Below are 18030 nucleotides of genomic sequence, written 5' to 3'. Positions count from 1 at the left end.
CGGTTTAACTCTAGTATTGCCTAGTATTCTCTCAAAGTGTTTAAAGTTTCGATAAACATAGTGATTTTTCTTAATACGACAGGTTAAGCTCTAAGAAAAGAACTTCCACTCAGACAGAACAATGCTGTTTCAATTTCCCCCGGTAATTCAGGCTGGTCTTGCTGCTGGCAAGTACGCCCAAGTCTTTACATCCGCAGGAGTACCCATAGGTTTAGCTAGAGATGCAGCAACAGGTCGGTTTGTTGGTAATGCAGTCGGTCTCCTCAATAATAGTGGTGCTGCACTGAATCCGCTAGTCGCTGTTCCCCAGATGGCAATGAGTGCAGGACAGATGTATCAAATTCAGGGGGGATTTCAAGCTGTCCAAGCTAGTTTGGGAGTTCTGCAAGCTACGACAGCCGTGATTGGTGTGGGAACTGTAGCAGGAGTGGCACTGTCAGCCGTGAACCTGTGGCAGACTTTGAAACTGAGGCAAGACGTAAAACAACTAAAGCTTGATGTTCGAGACGGCTTTATTGACCTCAAAAAAGCCCTAAAAGACCAAGGGACAGAAATAATTCAACACATTGACGAAGTTGCCCAGGATATCAAATTTGAGCAGCATCGTTTAGTCTTAATTCAGGCTTATGGACGGTTCTTAGAAGCAACCAAGCTGATGAAAACTGCTATGTCCTGCCAAGATACAAGTATCAGAAACGCAGACTTAGCCAATGCACGGCAGACCTTATCAGAAGCATTAGCCGATTATAACAATCCTCGCCTATTATCAGAAACCTGTGCCGCCGGACAACTGCGAAGACACGAATGTGCTTGGGCAATTGATCAGACGATCGCACTCTCTTATCAACAGCAAAATGAGTTAGCCGCCGTGAGCGATCGCCTCTCTCATCTCCAGGATAAAATCCGTCAAGATGCCCTCACTGTAATTGAACGCTGTGAAACCGAAGACGAGTTAGATTTTCTCTTCCCTGAACTCACCCGAATTCATGACCATGATTTACTCGTACTAGAGTCTTGGCAAAATCAGGTCGATTGGATGCGTTCGCTTCCTCCATCGGAAGTCAAACTGCTTCAAAGTGCCGACTTCAGCAACTCAGACGCCACAGCTACCCCAGACGCCAGTGCAGATCCAAACGTCTTAGCAGAACCCCCCGAACAAATACTCTATGAGAACTTCAAGCAAAAATCTCATCCCAAATCTTTGCTTGACCAACTGCGATTTATGATCAAACCTGAGTTACGTCAAGAGTGGGAAACGTACACCGCTCATCAAGCTGCGATCGCGGGTTACAAAACCTTAGTCCCGGCAAACCTGGAAAAAGCCTCAAACTTAGCCGTTGCCAACCTCTACTGGTATTTCCAAGTCAGAGATGAATCAGAAGAAGAGACAGAACAAAATGTCAAGAATGCGTGACATTTTTCATTCGTCATTAACGCTTAATTTGCCACATTCATTCTGAAGTATCCGCTAACTCAAATAGACGTTTTAACCATTCAACAAACTTTGTCGCGATTTCAGCATTATAACTCAGTACCTGTGCGGTAATGGCTTGTCCCATTGGCATTCCTGGTGTTTCTTGCCAAGCTAACCACGTATGAATTAAGGCTTTGGGATGATGAATTGGCGTGTAACGATTCAATTTTAACTGTTCAATCTCTTGCAAAATCGCCTCGGCTTTTGGACGCAAACTATCATCAGAAGGAATTAGATGGGCAACAAAATCTTCCAACATTCCAGGAAGTTGATTATCAGGCATTAACCAAATGCCTATTTTGGGTTTGTCTGGTTGTGTATACACCCCGCCATTTGGGGGAGGTACTGTCGGAATCGTCTGATATCCACTGTTGAGAAGTCGATTTCGTACAGCTTGCCATCGTGCCAGTAAATCTTGATCAGCATCAACAACAATTCCTAATGTTTGTAATTTGGGTTCATCAATTCTAGCTGGTAATCCAGCTAAAAGTGCCTCTATCCCCTCTGTCCCTTTTTCTTCCGCTACTTCTACAGAAAATGTTTCTGGCAACTGATATTGATTACACAAAGCCCAAATCACATGGCGATCATTTTTTCCTTCAACCAATAGCTGATGAGGTTTTGTTTTTTTGGGCATCAGCGCACCTCAATACTTTGACGCACAGCAACACCCAACTTTTCAGAATCGTATTCAACCGGACGTATATCTTCACCCTTACGACTCAATCGAAATAATTTGCCCATTGATGGATCATCTAATTCATCCAAAGCTTCTTGAAACGCACAGATACAGTCCCAACTATGAGTTGTCGCAAAAACTTGTATGTTTAATTCATGGGCTACTTCTAGTATAAATCTCCACATATCAGTTTGAGCTTCATAATATAGACCCGTTTCAATTTCGTCTATCAGCAAGACACCATTCTCAACTGTCACTGCTGCCATGGCTAAGTTTAAAATGCGTCGCATTCCTTCGCCCAAGCTACTGAGAGGAATTGGATATTCTTCTTTACTACGCTTACACAAAATGCCACTGTTGAAGTTGGGTTTGTTTGTAAAACTAATTCGCTCTATGTTTTCATCTAATATTTTCAATGCGTTTATTACCTGATCTTCTTTTGGTGTGAGAGTAATATCATTCCACATATCAGATATATTCTGATTGTTTAAATTATTAGTTGGAATAAACCAAGTTTTATTTATGAATTTGTCTTCTAGCTTCGATGAACCATAATATTGATTGGGAAATCCAGGAAATGTCAGTAATCTATATTCGATTAAATCATCCGAATATACAGGAACATTATATGTTACCTCTTTTGAGTTTAATCGAACAACCAACTCAAAGGGAGTTATATTTTTAGGGTTCTCTGCTTTTTGTCTAATGATTTCAACTGGTAAATTATTATCTTGGGTTGAACTAAAACGGATTGTTGAATTTAAGCTCGGTGCATGACCGTAAAATAGATGGCTAATTTGATAGTAAGACAAAGGGCGCGGGGGTTCACCGGGCAGGCTAAAACTGGAGCGCTCAACCAGTTCACCTCGGTTATACAGTAAATATCCTAAACACTGAGGATTGCCTTGATTAACGAATAGATACACCGCTTCCAGTAATGTAGTTTTCCCACAATTATTCATACCCACGAGTAAATTAACCTGTGCTAACCCATCGATATGAAAGTTCTTGAAGCAGCGATAGTTTTGTATAGTGAGATCACGTAACATAAACTTTTAGCTAAAGGAGCAGTGATTATCTCTTATCTTAGAGGCTAATCATTACTGTGGTCATAGCTGGGTGATGATGAGGCGAGGAATACTCTGGAATTTACCGAAGCATCAGGAAACGCGATCGCATGGGAAATAGTGGTAAGCTTTATGGCAAGCCTCTAGTGGGAGCATCCTCATCTACATGAGATCGCACAATTACCTCATCGCACATTTATTATGATGATTTGTCCGTCAGCACTAAGTTTTTGGTTTATTCCCCAGCCTGAAAAATCTGGTCAGCCGTTAAGTCCAACTCCGGAAATATTAGGGATTCAATACGCTCCCTTTCCCTAAACTGGCTTACCTGGTACTCACCATCAACGAGTTGGTAAACACTAAGCGTTGGTCGTTTCGGGGATCCAATATAGCGCCGACCTCCTAGTCCTAAATAATCAACAATCCAATATTCAGGGATACCCATTGTCTCATAATCTTCCAACTTTCGGGCGTAATCGTTTTCCCAGTTGGTACTGACCACTTCCACGACCAAAGGAATAGATTTTCCGTTTTGAATCGTTGCCGCTTTTTCCCACAACGGTTCAGTCTGGAGGGCATCGCGGTTAACCACGATAACATCTGGAAGATAGCCAGTTTCCCAACTGGGTGCTTTGACTAAAGCGCGTCGAGGAAAACGATAACGCCGTTGTAGTTTCCGACTCACAGTTGTGAGGTTCTCGACTAGAAATTCAGTAACATCTTCATGCTGACCTGTTGGCTGCATCTCAAAAATTTTCCCATCAATAAGTTCGTATCGTCCGTCCTCTGGATACCATTCCAGGAATTGCTCGAAGGTTAACGTTTTGGGTTGCGTTCCAATTGTGATTAAGTTACTCATCCCATTACCTTTTATAATTGATTGTTGATGCCTCAAGGATAGGCATTTTGATCGCTCTTAGGTTTGTCAGACTGGGAAAGCGATCGCTTTATATATCAGAATTATCATAAGGTGCAATTGCACCGATAGTCAAGTATGGGTTTAGTCAGGCTGAAAATTCGAGAACTGGCGGCGGAGAAAGGCTGGACGCTCAAGGAGGTTGCTGATCGTTCTGGCGTGATGTACAACACGGTCAAAAGCTATGCTCGCCGTCCCGAGTTGTCAATGGTAGACTTTACCGCTATTCACAAGCTGGCTCGAACCTTTGATGTGATGATTGAGGATGTGGTTGAAATACTGGAGGAGTAGAGGCGATACACTAATAGAGAAGAGGAAAACCGATAATTTCAACTTTGAAGCCCATAGCTGCATAGAATGATGGATTTAACTTCTCCCTGGTGTAAGTGCAACCCAATCTGGGTTAGCTCTCCTAAGTCCGCGTAGGCGGACTTTGTTTGTGTAGCCGTGACTTCCAGTCACCGGGGTAAAAAGAGGGTTACTTTCGCCCCAACGAAAAATCCCCCACCCGAAGGCAGGGGATTATTTAATTACCTACAAAGCTTCAGTTCGCTAACCGAACTTACCCGCAGTCGAGGCAATCACAAACGCCGCGTAGGTTAATATATACCCCACAGTAAAGTGAGCTAAACCAACCACACGACCTTGAACGATGGACATAGCAACTGGCTTATCCTTCCAACGAACCAGGTTCGCCAGAGGCGTGCGCTCGTGCGCCCAAACCAATGTTTCAATCAGTTCTTGCCAGTAACCACGCCAGCTAATCAGGAACATGAAACCAGTCGCCCAGATCAGGTGTCCTAAGAGGAACATCCAAGCCCAAACCGACAGGTTATTCGTGCCATACGGGTTGTACCCGTTAATTAGCTGAGAGGAGTTCAGCCAGAGGTAGTCACGTAGCCAACCCATCAGATAGGTTGAGTTCTGATTAAATGTGGCTACGTTGCCTTGCCATATTCCCAGATGCTTCCAGTGCCAGTAGAAGGTCACCCAACCAATGGTGTTGAGCATCCAGAACATCGCTAGATAGAAAGAGTCCCAAGCGGAGATATCGCAAGTGCCGCCACGACCGGGACCGTCGCAGGGGAAGGCGTAGCCGAAGTCTTTTTTATCCGGCATCAGCTTAGAACCACGGGCATCCAACGCACCTTTGACCAAAATCAAAGTGGTGGTATGCAGACCGAGTGCGATCGCGTGGTGAACTAAGAAGTCACCCGGACCAATGGTCAGGAACAGGGAGTTCGTACCATCGTTAATCGCATCTAACCAACCGGGTAACCAAACGTTCCCGTAGTTGGGCCACGCTGTAGTCGCAATGCTATCAGGATTAGATAGCAGCGTATCAAATCCATAAAGCAGCTTCCCGTGAGCCGCCTGAATCCATTGTGCAAAAACTGGTTCAATCAGAATTTGCTTCTCAGGAGTCCCAAATGCCACAACCACATCGTTGTGAACATACAGACCCAAGGTGTGGAATCCGAGGAACAAGGAAACCCAGCTCAAGTGAGAGATGATTGCTTCCTTGTGAGCCAATACCCGTGCCAACACATTGTTCTTATTCGCTTCGGGGTCGTAGTCTCGCACCAGGAAGATTGCTCCGTGGGCGAAGGCTCCAACCATCAAGAAGCCAGCAATATATTGGTGGTGAGTATACAACGCCGCCTGAGTGGTATAATCCCGCGCCATGAAGGCATAAGGCGGCAGCGAATACATGTGTTGCGCCACCAGCGAGGTCACTACCCCTAAGCAAGCCAAGTGCCAGCCTAACTGGAAGTGCAGCGAGTTGTTATAGGTGTCGTAGATTCCTTTGTGACCTTCACCCAACATGCCACCAAACGGGGTTCCCGGTGGGGGATTGTGCGTTGCCAAGATGTCTTTCATGCTGTGTCCAATACCGAAGTTCGTCCGGTACATGTGACCCGCAATGATAAACAGAACAGCGATCGCTAGGTGGTGGTGAGCAATATCGGTCAGCCACAGGGATTCGGTCTGGGGGTGGAACCCACCTAAGAAGGTGAGAATCGCAGATCCGGCGCCTTCAGAGGTACCAAAAATATGGTTTGCCGTATCTGGATTCTGGGCATAAACGCCCCAGTTCCCCGTGAAAAACGGACCTAAACCCGCTGGGTGTGGCTTGACGGACAGGAAGTTATCCCAGCCAACATGCTGTCCCCGAGCTTCGGGAATCGCAACGTGAACCAGGTGACCTGTCCATGCTAAGGAACTCACCCCAAACAAACCCGCTAAGTGGTGGTTTAGGCGAGACTCAGCATTTTTAAACCAAGCCAAGCTAGGACGGAACTTGGGTTGTAAGTGCAGCCAACCTGCAAACAGGAAGACGGCAGATAGCACCAAGAGGAATAATGCCCCTTGATACAGATCCCCATTTGTCCGCATCCCCACTGTGTACCACCAGTGGTACACCCCAGAGTAAGCAATATTAACAGGGTTAGACGCACCGGCTTGAGTAAACGCATCTACAGCCGGTTGACCGAATTGAGGGTCCCAAATCGCGTGAGCGATCGGACGGACGTTGAGTGGATCTTTAATCCACTGTTCAAAGTTGCCTTGCCAGGCGACGTGGAACAGACTGCCAGAAGTCCACAGGAAAATGATTGCAAGATGACCGAAGTGAGAGGCGAAAATCTTCTGATAAAGATTTTCCTCCGTCATGCCATCATGGCTCTCAAAGTCATGGGCGGTGGCAATTCCGTACCAGATTCGACGTGTAGTCGGATCTTGAGCGAGATCCTGGCTAAATTTCGGAAATTTTGTTGCCATCTGTCTTTCTTTAGGAAATCCTACAGAGACTTATGCTTTTGCTGCTCGTTTTCTGTCTTTTGTGACCCCCTGGAACCGAAGTTCCAGTTTGGGATAGGGTCTAGACAGGCAAGACATTGTGTCTTGCTTTATAGTGCTTTGGATTCAAACAGCCGTCATCCGACTGCTAGGATTCGCGCCAGGAAGAATGCCCAAGTGGTGACAATTCCTCCTAGGAGGTAGTGAGCTACCCCCACAGCCCGACCCTGAATAATGCTCAGAGCGCGAGGCTGAATAGCTGGAGCCACTTTTAGTTTATTATGCGCCCAAACGATGGATTCGATCAGCTCTTGCCAGTAGCCGCGACCACTGAACAGGAACATCAAGCTGAATGCCCAAACAAAGTGAGCGCCTAAGAACAGGATGCCATAAGCTGACAACGCTGTGCCGTAGGAGTTGATCACCTGAGAGGCTTGCGCCCAGAGGAAGTCACGCAACCAACCGTTAATCGTAATTGCGCCAGCGGCAAAGTTACCGCCCGTGATATGAGACACGGTACCATCTGGTGCGACTGTTCCCCACACATCAGATTGCATCTTCCAGCTAAAGTGGAAAATTACAATCGAGATGCAGTTATACATCCAGAACAGACCAAGGAAGACGTGATCCCAAGCCGATACTTGGCAAGTACCACCCCGACCTGGACCATCGCAGGGGAAGCGGAAGCCGAGTGCAGATTTGTCAGGAATCAAACGAGAGTTCCGGGCATATAGCACACCTTTGAGCAGAATCAGTGCGGTGACATGAATCTGGAAAGCGTGAATATGGTGGATCATGAAGTCCGCCGTTCCCAGCGCAATTGGCATCATTGCCACTTTGCCACCCACTGCGACAATCCCGCCACCAAAGGCATAGCTAACGGGTTCTAGCGCATTAGGTGCAGTTCCTCCAGGCGCTAGGGTATGGATATTTTGTACCCACTGGGCAAATATCGGTTGCAACTGGATTCCCGTATCGGAGAACATATCTTGAGGACGACCAAAAGCCCGCATCGTGTCGTTGTGAACGTACAGACCGAAGCTGTGGAAGCCCAAGAAAATACACACCCAGTTGAGGTGAGATATAATTGCATCCCGGTGACGGAGCACCCGATCCAGAAGGTTATTCTGGTTAACTACTGGGTCGTAGTCCCGCACCATGAAAATCCCCGCATGAGCCGCACCGCCAACGATACAGAATGCCCCAATCCACATGTGGTGGGTAAAGATGGACAACTGTGTACCATAGTCTGTGGCTAAGTACGGATACGGAGGCATCGCGTACATGTGGTGAGCCACGATAATGGTGAGCGAACCCAGCATTGCCAAGTTAATGGCTAGTTGGGCGTGCCACGACCGGGTCAGGTTTTCGTAGAGACCTTTGTGTCCTTCACCAGTGAATGGACCTTTGTGGTTCTCTAGAATTTGCTTCATGGTGTGACCGATGCCCCAGTTCGTCCGGTACATGTGACCGGCGATGATGAACAGAACCGCGATCGCTAAGTGGTGATGCGCGGTATCTGAGAGCCACAAGCCACCCGTCGTTGGGTTTAAGCCACCTTTAAAGGTTAGGAAGTCCGAGTATACCCCCCAGTTCAGGGTGAAGAACGGCTTCAACCCTTGCTCGAAACTGGGATATAACTCTGCCATCAAGCTCTTGTTCAGGATGAACTCGTGAGGCAGGGGAATATCTTTAGGAGCAACCCCAGCATCGAGTAGCTTGTTGATCGGCAAAGAGACGTGTATCTGGTGACCCGCCCAACCTAATGCGCCACAACCTAACAATCCAGCTAAGTGGTGGTTCATCATGGACTCTACATTCTGAAACCATTCCAACTTAGGCGCCCGCTTGTGGTAGTGGAACCAGCCAGCAAACAGCATCAGGGCTGCCATGACTAGACCACCAATAGCGGTGCAGTAGAGTTGGAATTCATTTGTGATTCCAGATGCACGCCAGATTTGGAAGAATCCTGACGTGATTTGAATGCCGTGGAAGCCGCCACCGACATCCGCATTTAAAATGTCTTGACCCACAATGGGCCATACCACTTGAGCACTTGGCTTGATATTGATCGGATCAGTAAGCCAAGCTTCGTAGTTGGAAAACCGAGCGCCATGGAAATACATGCCGCTCAACCAGACAAAAATAACCGCTAAGTGACCGAAGTGAGCGCTAAAAATTTTGCGCGATACATCTTCTAGGTCACTGGTATGACTATCGAAATCATGAGCGTTCGCGTGTAAGTTCCAAATCCACGTAGTGGTTTTTGGTCCCTTGGCTAGGGTACGGTCAAAATGACCAGGTTTAGACCACTTCTCAAATGAAGTAGGAACTGGATCTTTATCAACCGTTACCTTTGCCTTCGTGTCCCGCTCAGGAGGGCTGATTGTCATCAGGAGTCTCCTCTATATACAAGGAACAAGAAATATCCCAAAGGAAGTTTGCTTTTTTATCAATTTAGCGGAAAGCACCGCTTTTGTGCGTAACTTTCCTGGAAAAACGATATCCCCTTTGAAATTCAGGGGATACTCTTTTGTTGATGATAGGTCTTGCTGGAGGAAGTCTTGGGCTGCACTTAACAAAAATTCAAATTTCAGCAAATCAAGGTCTACTTTGGGTTTTGCTGTAAGTAAACTCCCCAAAAAGTCAAGGGTGTGGTCGGTAAATTTTACAAAACTCAACAATTGAGGGATTTAATCTCAGATTCGTCCGTCATTCGTCATACTCGCTTCCCGACAAGAAGCAAGCTACGTCATTTGTTGATTCACAAACCTATTTCCCCTGCACCTGCGCCCCTTTGTTCCCCATCTCCCTCATCCATCAGTATCAGTAGAGGATGAGCCATTGTTCGCTATAGTTCCTAATGAGCAGAATTAGTTGAGGAGATGGTGTGTTGGCTAGGAATCTCTGGTGGAAAACAGTGAGGGCAATTTGTTCAGTCTTGCTGGTGGTGGTGCTTATAGCGGGACTCGTGGCATGTGGCGGAAGCGCACAGACGTTACAACCACTTGAAGATGAAGCCCCATCGCCAACCGAGCCAGTGGTACGACTATCAGAAGTCGCACCGCCCCCAGTCATTCAGCAACTGAATCGCCGCCTAGAAACCTATCAACCTCAAGTCACCATCCTGAGTCCCACTCCGGATCAACTTCTTCAAGACACCACCGTCTCCGTACAATTGCAGGTGCAAGACTTGCCCCTGTTCAAAAACCCGGAACTAGACATGGGTCCTCATCTGCATCTGATTCTTGACAATCAGCCCTATATTCCGGTTTACGACATAGAAAAACCCTTTGTCTTTGAGGACTTATCCCCCGGAACCCATACTCTGAGAGTTTTTGCGGCTCGTCCTTGGCATGAAAGCTTTAAAAATGAAGGCGCTTATGCTCAGACCACATTTCACCTATTTACCAAAACTGACGATAATAATCCGGCGTCTAACCTTCCTCTATTAACCTATAGCCGTCCCAAAGGTAGCTATGGTGCTGAGCCTATCCTGCTCGACTTCTATGTGACTAATGCTCCACTCCACCTCGTCGCCCAGGAAAACCCAGAAGACGAGATCGTAGATTGGCAAATTCGCGTCACCATCAATGGTGAAAGTTTTATCCTAGATCGTTGGCACTCCGTTTATCTCAACGGCTTTAAACCCGGTAAAAACTGGGTGCAGCTAGAGTTTCTGGATGAGCAAGGAAATCCAGTTAAAAACGCTTACAACAACACAGCGCGGCTAATTAATTACCAGCCAAGGGGCAATGACACCCTATCCCAATTAATGCGGAACGAGCTTTCTGCTGAAGTCGCCCGTAGCATTATCGATCCCAACTATAAAGTTCAAGCCACACCAACACCCACACCTACACCTGCACCCACTCCACCGCCAACGGTAGAGCCAACACCAATACCTTTAGTGTCTCCCACTCCTGTTGAAGAAAAACCAACGGCTGAACCAGAGATACCCGAAGAAATTCCCGCCCCTGAACCCGAAACACCTGTTGAAGAAATACCAATACCTGAACCCAAGACAGGGGAAGAATCTCCCACAGCCGTAGAACCCGCTACGCCAGATGAAACCGTCCCCTTAGCTACAGACTTGGAAACTCCTGAAGCCAAACCGACAGAAAAATCCCCAGCCCGTGGCTTTCTGAATCGCTTCTATCAAAACATCAGGGAACGATTCCAAAAACCCACAGTATCTCCTACCCCATCCACTGAACAACCAGAAGAACTAGAAACACCGTCACCTGAACCTGAAGTTTTGCCAGAGAAAACGGAGTCGCCGCCAGAACCGCAAGCGGATACAGAACTTTTCACTCCACCCCAGACAACTCCTGATGAAGCATCGGATATCGTTACTGAGGAAACCGAATCCCAGCCAGAACCCGAAGCATCTACACCCCTGGGTAAAACCCAAACATCCTCAGAGAAACCGCAAGCAGATAAAGAACCTGTAACTCCACCCCAGACAACTCCTGATGAAGCATCGGATATTATGACTGAGGAAACCGAATCGCAGTTAGAAACGGAAGTATCCACATTCCTCGATAAAACCCAAACATCCTCAGAGGAACCTCAAGCGGATACAAAACCTGTAACTCCAAAACTCAAAACTCCCTCACCGCCATCCCAGGTGGTTCCAGAGGACACAGAATCGAACCCACAGACAACCCAAACCGCCCCAGAAGAGGCGACAGAAAAATCGGTAACTCCCGATAAATCGTTACCTCCGGAACCTCTTTCATCGGAAGAGGAAACCCCAATTCCCTCGCCAAACCCAACAATTAAACCCGTCATTCCTAACACTGACTTGCCACCAACCTTACCCGAATTAATTGAAAAATAATGGGAATAACAGCTCCTGCATCTTCTGGCTTCCCCCCTGTAACAAAAGATCCTGCATCCTTGGGTCTCCCCCGTGCAAAAAAAGCTCCCGCATCCTTAGTCGGGGCGGGTTTAGCCACATCTGGGTACAACCGAAAAGATAGTCGTGAAACCCGCCCCTACACACCCTGGGAAAACGGAAGGTGAACGTTAGGTTAGGATCTCAGCAATAAGCAATAAACAATCAACAATCAACAATCACTGAAAATCGCATGACCCCAAGGGTTCGAGCGCCAGAACTTCCCCAAGACGGCATCTGGTTCAATACAAATCACCCACTTTCCCTGAAGCATTTAAAAGGGCGAGTGGTGATTCTTGACTTTTGGACGTACTGCTGTATTAACTGCCTCCATGTTCTGCCAGACTTAAACTATTTAGAACAAAAATATAAAGATAGTCTTACTGTTATTGGTATTCATTCATCTAAATTTGATAACGAAAAAGACGCAGAAAATATTCGTCAGGCAATTCTTCGCTACGATGTCGAGCATCCCGTTGTTGTAGACTCTACTTTTAATCTGTGGCAGCAATATGCAGTTCGGGCGTGGCCCACGTTAGTCGTGATTGACCCGGAAGGTTATGTGATTAGAGATGTGGCGGGGGAAGGAAATCGAGCAGTTCTCGATCAACTTATTGGGGAACTGATCCAGAAACACCAGCAAAAAGACACAATAACGATGCAGCCACTTCATTTCACCTTGGAAAAACAGCGACACCCCCTCACCAATCCCTTAGCATTTCCTGGAAAAGTCCTTGCTGATGAATTTAGCGATCGCCTATTTATTGCTGACTCGGGTCATCATCGGATTGTGGTAAGTAATTTGGCAGGTGAGGTATTAAATATTATTGGTACAGGTAAACCAGGATTGACGGATGGCACTTTTGCCGAAGCCCAATTTTTTGCTCCTCAAGGTATCACGCTAGATCCCAACAATCAACGTCTTTACGTGGCGGATACGGAAAATCATTGCTTGCGATGCATTCATCTAGAAACTGAGCAAGTTGAAACCGTTGCGGGTACTGGAGAGCAAAGTCGCCAGATTCAACCCCATAGCGGCTTAGGGTTACAAACAGCATTGAATTCACCGTGGGATATTGAAAAAATTGATAATCGCCTGTTGATTGCGATGGCGGGTTCCCACCAAATCTGGGAAATGCAGCTTGAAACGGGTGAGATTGGCACTTATGCGGGGACAGGTGCAGAAGCCTGTCTAGATGGGTCACTCCATGAAGCCGCCTTTGCTCAACCCAGTGGGATTACCAGCGATGGTCGAGAACTCTACGTTGCTGATAGTGAGGTGAGTTCGATTCGGGGAGTGGGTCTGATTAATAATTTACCAGTGCGGACAATTTGTGGCAGTGGTGAACTGTTTGAATTTGGCGATCGCGATGGTCAAAAGTCAGAGGTACGACTCCAGCACTGTTTAGGGGTAGAATATACCCAAAATTACCTCTGGGTCGCCGATACTTATAATCATAAAATTAAGCGCGTCGATCCGAGTACGGGTAGCTGTCAGACTTTGTTAGGGAACGGACAAGCGGGACACCGAGACGGTCAGAGTCATGAGGCGCAGTTTGCCGAGCCCTCTGGAGTCAGTGCGATCGCGGCTCGTCTCTATATTGCTGACACGAATAATCATGTCATCCGTTGCGTTGATTTAGGTACGTTAGAGGTGACCACTTTAAATTTGAGCGGGTATCAGATCTGTTGAGTTTTGACATACTGTTTAATTATCAAGGCGCGATCGCAGATTACAGCCAAACTATCCAGATCGATCCTGACTATGTTGAAGCTTATCGCGATCGGGGACATATTTTAGCCGCTATGACTTATTTTCTTGTCATCTGTGAATCACACTGAAACTCGACAACTCGGATTCTTTTCTCTCGCGGCTTTACTGGTATCGGCACATTATGGTTTGGGATTTGTTCTCGGAACTGCCGAAAAAGCCTTGACCTTGGGTTGGGCGGGTAGCCTCTATCCGATTTCCATCGCCCTCGGTACCCTTATCCTCCTGGGATTTGCTCGATTCTATTGGCGGTCAGTTGAACCAATCTGGACACTACTGGGAAACCGCTACGGACATCCCGTCAAAGTGCTGGTGGGAACCATGTCCTGGTTATCGCTAATTGGGATTTTTGCGGTGCAAATTATTGCTGGCGCATTTATCCTCAAAGTCTTAAATGTACCCGTGCAGACCAGTATGCTAGGCTTAGCCTTGGTCTTTCTGCTCTCTTCTCTACTCCCAATTGAGAAAGCCAGTTGGCTGTGCCGGGGATTATTGGGATTCAATATCCTGGCATTATTGTACGCGATCGCGAAATTGCACGCCGTTCCCCTCTATTTACACGCCCCGGTAGATTTCATCCCCGCACTACAGCAGATGAGTCCTCCTTCTTTAATCGGCATCTCCTTATCGACAGTATTGCTGGTGTTAATTGATATGAAATATCACCAATTTGTCGTGCAAGCTAAGGATTTACGCAACCTCTATCTGGGCTGTATCTTGGCGGCTATATTATTTCTATTTCTGGCATTATTACCGTCTGCGGTGGTGATTGCTAGCCAAAGGGCTGGAATTTTGCCCACCGATATTGATGGAAAAGAAATAATTCCTTGGATTTTATTATGGCTGGGTGGAGGCGCTACTCAATGGGGGGGACAGTTGTTGATTTTATCGTTAATCGTACCCGCTTTAGGCGTCGGGAGTAGTATTTTGCGGGTGCAGACTAAGGTAGTTTTGGACTTTGAGTTGATTCCCGATTCTCAACTAAATCGGCTACTCGTTTCCATAATCAATACAGTCTTAGGATTAGCCGTCGCCTGGAAAGGCGGTGCAATTATCAGTTTAATTGTCTTATTTTATGCCCTATATGTAGCAACCGTTTGGGTTCCCTTTGCGGCTTACCTCGTCGCTGAAACTGGACGCTATACGTTCGCCGCGAGTAGTGTCCGACTGGCATTAATCATCAGTGGTTTGTCGGCATTGTCAATGCTGATCTTGACCCTGACGAAACCAGACGCAGCTTTTTTTCACAGTGCCGAGTTAAGTATTATCATGTTGGGCATGGGGTTTGGTTGTTTGGGGTTAGGCTTAGGCGAGATAATTGAGAAGTATTTGCCTATTTCTCCGATCAAAGAAGAATTGTAATTCGGTCAGTCAGCACAGGTTTAACGGTCGGGATTGTCATTTGTCATACTCGCTCCCGAAAAGAAGCAAGCTACGTCATTTGGCATACTGAATCTGGGTTTCCCACCCTCGCTATACTGAGTCCGCGTAGGCGGACTTTGTTTGTGTAGCAGCGATTTTAATCGCCGCCGTGGTAAAAGGGGTTACTTTGTCATTCGTTTTGATTGATTCCCACCCAAAAATGTAGAGACGTTGCATGCAACGTCTCTACACTATTGCCAAAACAAACTACCTAATTTACCCCAGACGCTTTCTTCGGCTTATAGGTAGAAGCAACGTGCAATTCTTTTAACTGCTTATCTCCCACTTGGGCGGGTGCTTCCGTTAACAAACAACTGGCTTGCTGCGTCTTGGGAAACGCAATGACATCCCGAATCGATTCTTCCCCAGCTAACAACATAACCAACCGATCCAACCCATAGGCAATTCCGCCATGAGGAGGTGCGCCATAATCAAAGGCTTCCAGTAAGAAACCAAACTTATTTTGAGCCTCTTCTGGTGATAACCCGATCGCGTCGAATACTCGTCTCTGAATATCGGGTTGGTACATCCGCAAACTGCCACCACCGACTTCATAGCCGTTATACACTAAATCATACGCTTGCGCCCTTGCCGTTTTCAGATCATCGATATCATCAGGGTGAGGCGCGGTAAAGGGGTGATGAATTGCCTCCAAGCGCTTCTCATCCGCATTCCATTCAAACATCGGATAATCTGTCACCCAGAGTAAATTAATTTTCGTTGGGTTAATCAGTCCCAACTCTTGACCCAATACCTGGCGCAGGCGATCCAAGGTTTTATTCACCACATCGGTATCACCCGCACCAAACAGCAGTAAATGACCGGGTTTCGCCCCTGTCATCTCTAGCAGTTTCTGTTTCACCTCCTCAGTGAGATTGTCTTTAATCGCCCCAATCGTGTCAATTTCCCAGTTGTCTCGCACCCGAATATAAGCTAAACCCTTAGCGCCTGCTGCGGTGGCTTCGTTAAATAAGTCACCACTCTTACCGGGTTTAATCCGCACGTTGGAGATTTTTTCGTTACCGCCAGGAATGGGTAATACTTTTACCTTACCCCCAGCCGCTACTGCACCGGAAAATACCTTAAATCCAGAGTCTTTCAGCAACTCTGAGACATCTACCAATTCCAAGCCAAAGCGGGTATCGGGTTTATCCGTACCGTAGCGTTCCATGACTTCAGTGTAGGTGAGGTGGGGAAAAGGTCGGGGAACCTCAATCCCTTTTACTGTTTTAAAGATATGACAGATCAACCCTTCATTAAGCTGGAGAATCTCCTCCTGGGACATAAAACTCATTTCCATGTCCAACTGGGTAAACTCTGGCTGACGATCTGCCCTTAAATCTTCATCCCGAAAGCAACGGGCAATCTGATAGTAACGGTCTAATCCGGCAACCATCAACAATTGCTTGAATAATTGCGGCGATTGTGGTAATGCGTACCATTCCCCTGGATTCACGCGAGAGGGAACTAAATAGTCTCTCGCCCCTTCCGGTGTGGAACGAGTTAACATGGGGGTTTCCACCTCAATGAAGCTTTGCTCATCTTCTAAATAACGGCGAATCGCCTTAGTCACCTCATGGCGCAATTCTATATTTTGGCGCATGCGATCGCGGCGAATATCCAAATACCGATATTTGAGGCGCAATTCTTCCCGCACGGTTTCGGCGTCAGCAGTGGAAACCTGAAACGGTAACTGCTTACGAACTGTATTCAACGGTTTAATCTGATCCGCATACACTTCTACTTCACCCGTGGATAAATTAGGATTGAGCGAATCCTCTGGACGCCGACTCACACGCCCAGTAATTTGCACCACATATTCATTCCGCACGGCTTCTGCATTCTGATAAGAATCCGGCGTGCGCTGAGGATCACTAACGATCTGTACAATACCCGTGCGATCGCGCAAATCTAAAAATATCACCCCCCCATGGTCACGTCGCCGATCTACCCAACCACACAGGGTAACGGTTTCACCAACATGGTTACTTCGCAATTCGCCGCAATAATGAGTCCGCATAGCCGATGAAAAAATAAGTGCTTTGACAGAGAGGAACGTCTAAGGTAACAAAATGTGAAAGCTTTGCCCATTATCCTGCATTCAGCAGTCATTGTCTGTGTCTTCCAACCAACTTCATCATCTCTGGATAGAGGAAGATGCCGATCCCACCACAGATCTTAAGCAAACTCTACCGATCGGAGGGCGATCCCGGTTTGTAAAGTTTGGTAAACATAAGAGTAGAGATATTTTGTTGTAACAGAGGAAATAAAAAATATGGCTTCTACTCAACCGACTGGTGTAACCCCTGCCCGTTCTCAGGAGACGAAAAACGTAGCCCAAGCATTTGAGGGCTTGGGTACAGATGACAAACTAGCGTTACTTTACTACATCTACGAAAAAATGGGCGATTCGATCACACCGGCTGCACCCACGGCGGCTGATGCGGAAATCTCCCCCCAACTGATGCAAGACTTCTTTAACCTTTCCGATGATCAGCAGCTAGCCGCCATGCGAGAAATTGTCAATCGTGAAGATACACAAGTATCACGGGCATACGGGGCATTGAGTGAAAATAACCAATTGTTAGCCTGGTACGCATGGGCGCAAGGAATGGGTGATACTGTTGTCGATATCCCCCGCAACTATAAAGCGAGTCCAGAGGTAAATCGGATTCTATCCCAAATCGAAAATCTAGATTTCGAGGGACAAATCTCCTGCCTACGCCAAGTCGCTGGAGATATGGGTTATAGCCCTGTTCAACCCGTTCCCAGCCAGGAAGAAACGGGAAAAACCCCCAGTTTATAGTAGGGGCTTGGTTCCCAAGCCCCCTATCCGACATCGACAGAACGTGATTGGTAAAATCGGTTCCTACAGAACCCCCATCTCCCCCTGCTCCTTTGTCTCCTCATCCGAAAAAGTCCGTGATAAGTTCGATTGTGAGATAGAGTTGAATACTTGAATAATGGATAGTTCTGATAGTATTCATACCCTTTGACTGTCT

General features: G+C 46.9%; 14 protein-coding genes. 7 read left to right on the top strand and 7 right to left on the bottom strand.

All coding sequences use genetic code 11. The annotated features are described in order from the left end of the window. Nucleotides 1-121 precede the first annotated feature (121 nt). Nucleotides 122-1414: a hypothetical protein gene (locus tag RID09_RS15850; protein ID WP_446336887.1), complete on the top strand. Its 1293-nt coding sequence runs from the start codon at nucleotides 122-124 to the stop codon at nucleotides 1412-1414. 37 nt (nucleotides 1415-1451) lie between these two features. On the opposite strand, the gene RID09_RS15845 is transcribed toward RID09_RS15850, so the two are convergent. The 3 genes from RID09_RS15845 to RID09_RS15835 form a co-directional block, all read right to left on the bottom strand. Next, nucleotides 1452-2111: a DUF3226 domain-containing protein gene (locus RID09_RS15845; protein WP_446336886.1), complete on the bottom strand. Its 660-nt coding sequence runs from the start codon at nucleotides 2109-2111 to the stop codon at nucleotides 1452-1454. Continuing rightward, entirely contained in the window at nucleotides 2111-3202 is a 1092-nt protein-coding gene (locus RID09_RS15840; protein ID WP_446336885.1) for an AAA family ATPase, read from the bottom strand. The genes RID09_RS15845 and RID09_RS15840 overlap by 1 nt, the downstream gene beginning before the upstream one ends. 253 nt (nucleotides 3203-3455) lie before the next feature. Then, nucleotides 3456-4079 carry a Uma2 family endonuclease gene (locus tag RID09_RS15835; RefSeq protein WP_446336884.1) on the bottom strand — a complete coding sequence of 208 codons (624 nt, stop codon included), beginning with the start codon at nucleotides 4077-4079 and terminating at the stop codon, nucleotides 3456-3458. A gap of 135 nt (nucleotides 4080-4214) precedes the next feature. Here RID09_RS15835 and RID09_RS15830 point away from each other — a divergent pair, with 135 nt between their 5' ends. Next, a complete protein-coding gene (locus RID09_RS15830) occupies nucleotides 4215-4427 on the top strand; it encodes a helix-turn-helix domain-containing protein (protein WP_446336883.1) in 213 nt (70 codons plus the stop codon). Nucleotides 4428-4688: 261 nt separating this feature from the next. Here RID09_RS15830 and psaB read toward each other — a convergent pair whose 3' ends face one another. The 3 genes from psaB to RID09_RS15815 all read right to left on the bottom strand — a co-directional run bounded on the left by psaB (nucleotide 4689) and on the right by RID09_RS15815 (nucleotide 9616). Next, nucleotides 4689-6917: a photosystem I core protein PsaB gene (gene psaB / locus RID09_RS15825; protein WP_446336882.1), complete on the bottom strand. Its 2229-nt coding sequence runs from the start codon at nucleotides 6915-6917 to the stop codon at nucleotides 4689-4691. Nucleotides 6918-7072: 155 nt separating this feature from the next. Next, the gene (gene psaA, locus RID09_RS15820) at nucleotides 7073-9328 is read right to left on the bottom strand and encodes a photosystem I core protein PsaA (protein WP_446336881.1); all 2256 of its coding nucleotides are present in this window, start codon (nucleotides 9326-9328) and stop codon (nucleotides 7073-7075) included. 12 nt (nucleotides 9329-9340) lie between these two features. Further along, the gene (locus RID09_RS15815) at nucleotides 9341-9616 is read right to left on the bottom strand and encodes a hypothetical protein (RefSeq protein WP_446336880.1); all 276 of its coding nucleotides are present in this window, start codon (nucleotides 9614-9616) and stop codon (nucleotides 9341-9343) included. Between the two features lie 212 nt (nucleotides 9617-9828). On the opposite strand from RID09_RS15815, the gene RID09_RS15810 reads away from it, so the two are divergent. From RID09_RS15810 to RID09_RS15795, 4 genes are all read left to right on the top strand, one after another. Beyond that, nucleotides 9829-11778, top strand: a complete 1950-nt coding sequence (locus tag RID09_RS15810; RefSeq protein WP_446336879.1) for a hypothetical protein — start codon at nucleotides 9829-9831, stop codon at nucleotides 11776-11778. Nucleotides 11779-12028: 250 nt separating this feature from the next. After that, entirely contained in the window at nucleotides 12029-13528 is a 1500-nt protein-coding gene (locus RID09_RS15805; RefSeq protein WP_446336878.1) for a thioredoxin-like domain-containing protein, read from the top strand. Next, on the top strand, nucleotides 13525-13677 hold the full coding sequence (locus RID09_RS15800; protein ID WP_446336877.1) for a tetratricopeptide repeat protein: 153 nt from the start codon (nucleotides 13525-13527) through the stop codon (nucleotides 13675-13677). Before RID09_RS15805 ends, RID09_RS15800 begins: the two co-directional genes overlap by 4 nt. Continuing rightward, on the top strand, nucleotides 13664-14968 hold the full coding sequence (locus RID09_RS15795) for a hypothetical protein (protein ID WP_446336876.1): 1305 nt from the start codon (nucleotides 13664-13666) through the stop codon (nucleotides 14966-14968). The genes RID09_RS15800 and RID09_RS15795 overlap by 14 nt, the downstream gene beginning before the upstream one ends. Before the next feature lie 271 nt (nucleotides 14969-15239). Here RID09_RS15795 and aspS read toward each other — a convergent pair whose 3' ends face one another. Further along, a complete protein-coding gene (gene aspS, locus RID09_RS15790) occupies nucleotides 15240-17048 on the bottom strand; it encodes an aspartate--tRNA ligase (RefSeq protein WP_446336875.1) in 1809 nt (602 codons plus the stop codon). A 255-nt stretch (nucleotides 17049-17303) separates the two neighbouring features. Between aspS and RID09_RS15785 the strand changes: the two genes are divergently transcribed. Then, entirely contained in the window at nucleotides 17304-17834 is a 531-nt protein-coding gene (locus RID09_RS15785) for an orange carotenoid protein N-terminal domain-containing protein (protein ID WP_446336874.1), read from the top strand. Nucleotides 17835-18030: the final 196 nt, after the last annotated feature.

It is taken from the genome of Coleofasciculus sp. G1-WW12-02, assembly GCF_040219735.1.
Taxonomy (GTDB): Bacteria; Cyanobacteriota; Cyanobacteriia; order Cyanobacteriales; family Coleofasciculaceae; genus Coleofasciculus.
This window is presented reverse-complemented; position numbering and strand designations above follow the sequence as displayed.

What these genes read in the sequence shown, in the direction of transcription:
- RID09_RS15805 (WP_446336878.1), top strand. Translation starts at nt 12,029, where the DNA reads ATGACCCCAAGGGTTCGAGCGCCAGAACTTCCCCAAGACGGCATCTGG.
- RID09_RS15840 (WP_446336885.1), bottom strand. Translation starts at nt 3,202, where the DNA reads ATGTTACGTGATCTCACTATACAAAACTATCGCTGCTTCAAGAACTTT.
- RID09_RS15830 (WP_446336883.1), top strand. Translation starts at nt 4,215, where the DNA reads ATGGGTTTAGTCAGGCTGAAAATTCGAGAACTGGCGGCGGAGAAAGGC.
- RID09_RS15785 (WP_446336874.1), top strand. Translation starts at nt 17,304, where the DNA reads ATGGCTTCTACTCAACCGACTGGTGTAACCCCTGCCCGTTCTCAGGAG.
- RID09_RS15845 (WP_446336886.1), bottom strand. Translation starts at nt 2,111, where the DNA reads ATGCCCAAAAAAACAAAACCTCATCAGCTATTGGTTGAAGGAAAAAAT.
- psaA (WP_446336881.1), bottom strand. Translation starts at nt 9,328, where the DNA reads ATGACAATCAGCCCTCCTGAGCGGGACACGAAGGCAAAGGTAACGGTT.
- RID09_RS15850 (WP_446336887.1), top strand. Translation starts at nt 122, where the DNA reads ATGCTGTTTCAATTTCCCCCGGTAATTCAGGCTGGTCTTGCTGCTGGC.
- psaB (WP_446336882.1), bottom strand. Translation starts at nt 6,917, where the DNA reads ATGGCAACAAAATTTCCGAAATTTAGCCAGGATCTCGCTCAAGATCCG.
- RID09_RS15835 (WP_446336884.1), bottom strand. Translation starts at nt 4,079, where the DNA reads ATGAGTAACTTAATCACAATTGGAACGCAACCCAAAACGTTAACCTTC.
- aspS (WP_446336875.1), bottom strand. Translation starts at nt 17,048, where the DNA reads ATGCGGACTCATTATTGCGGCGAATTGCGAAGTAACCATGTTGGTGAA.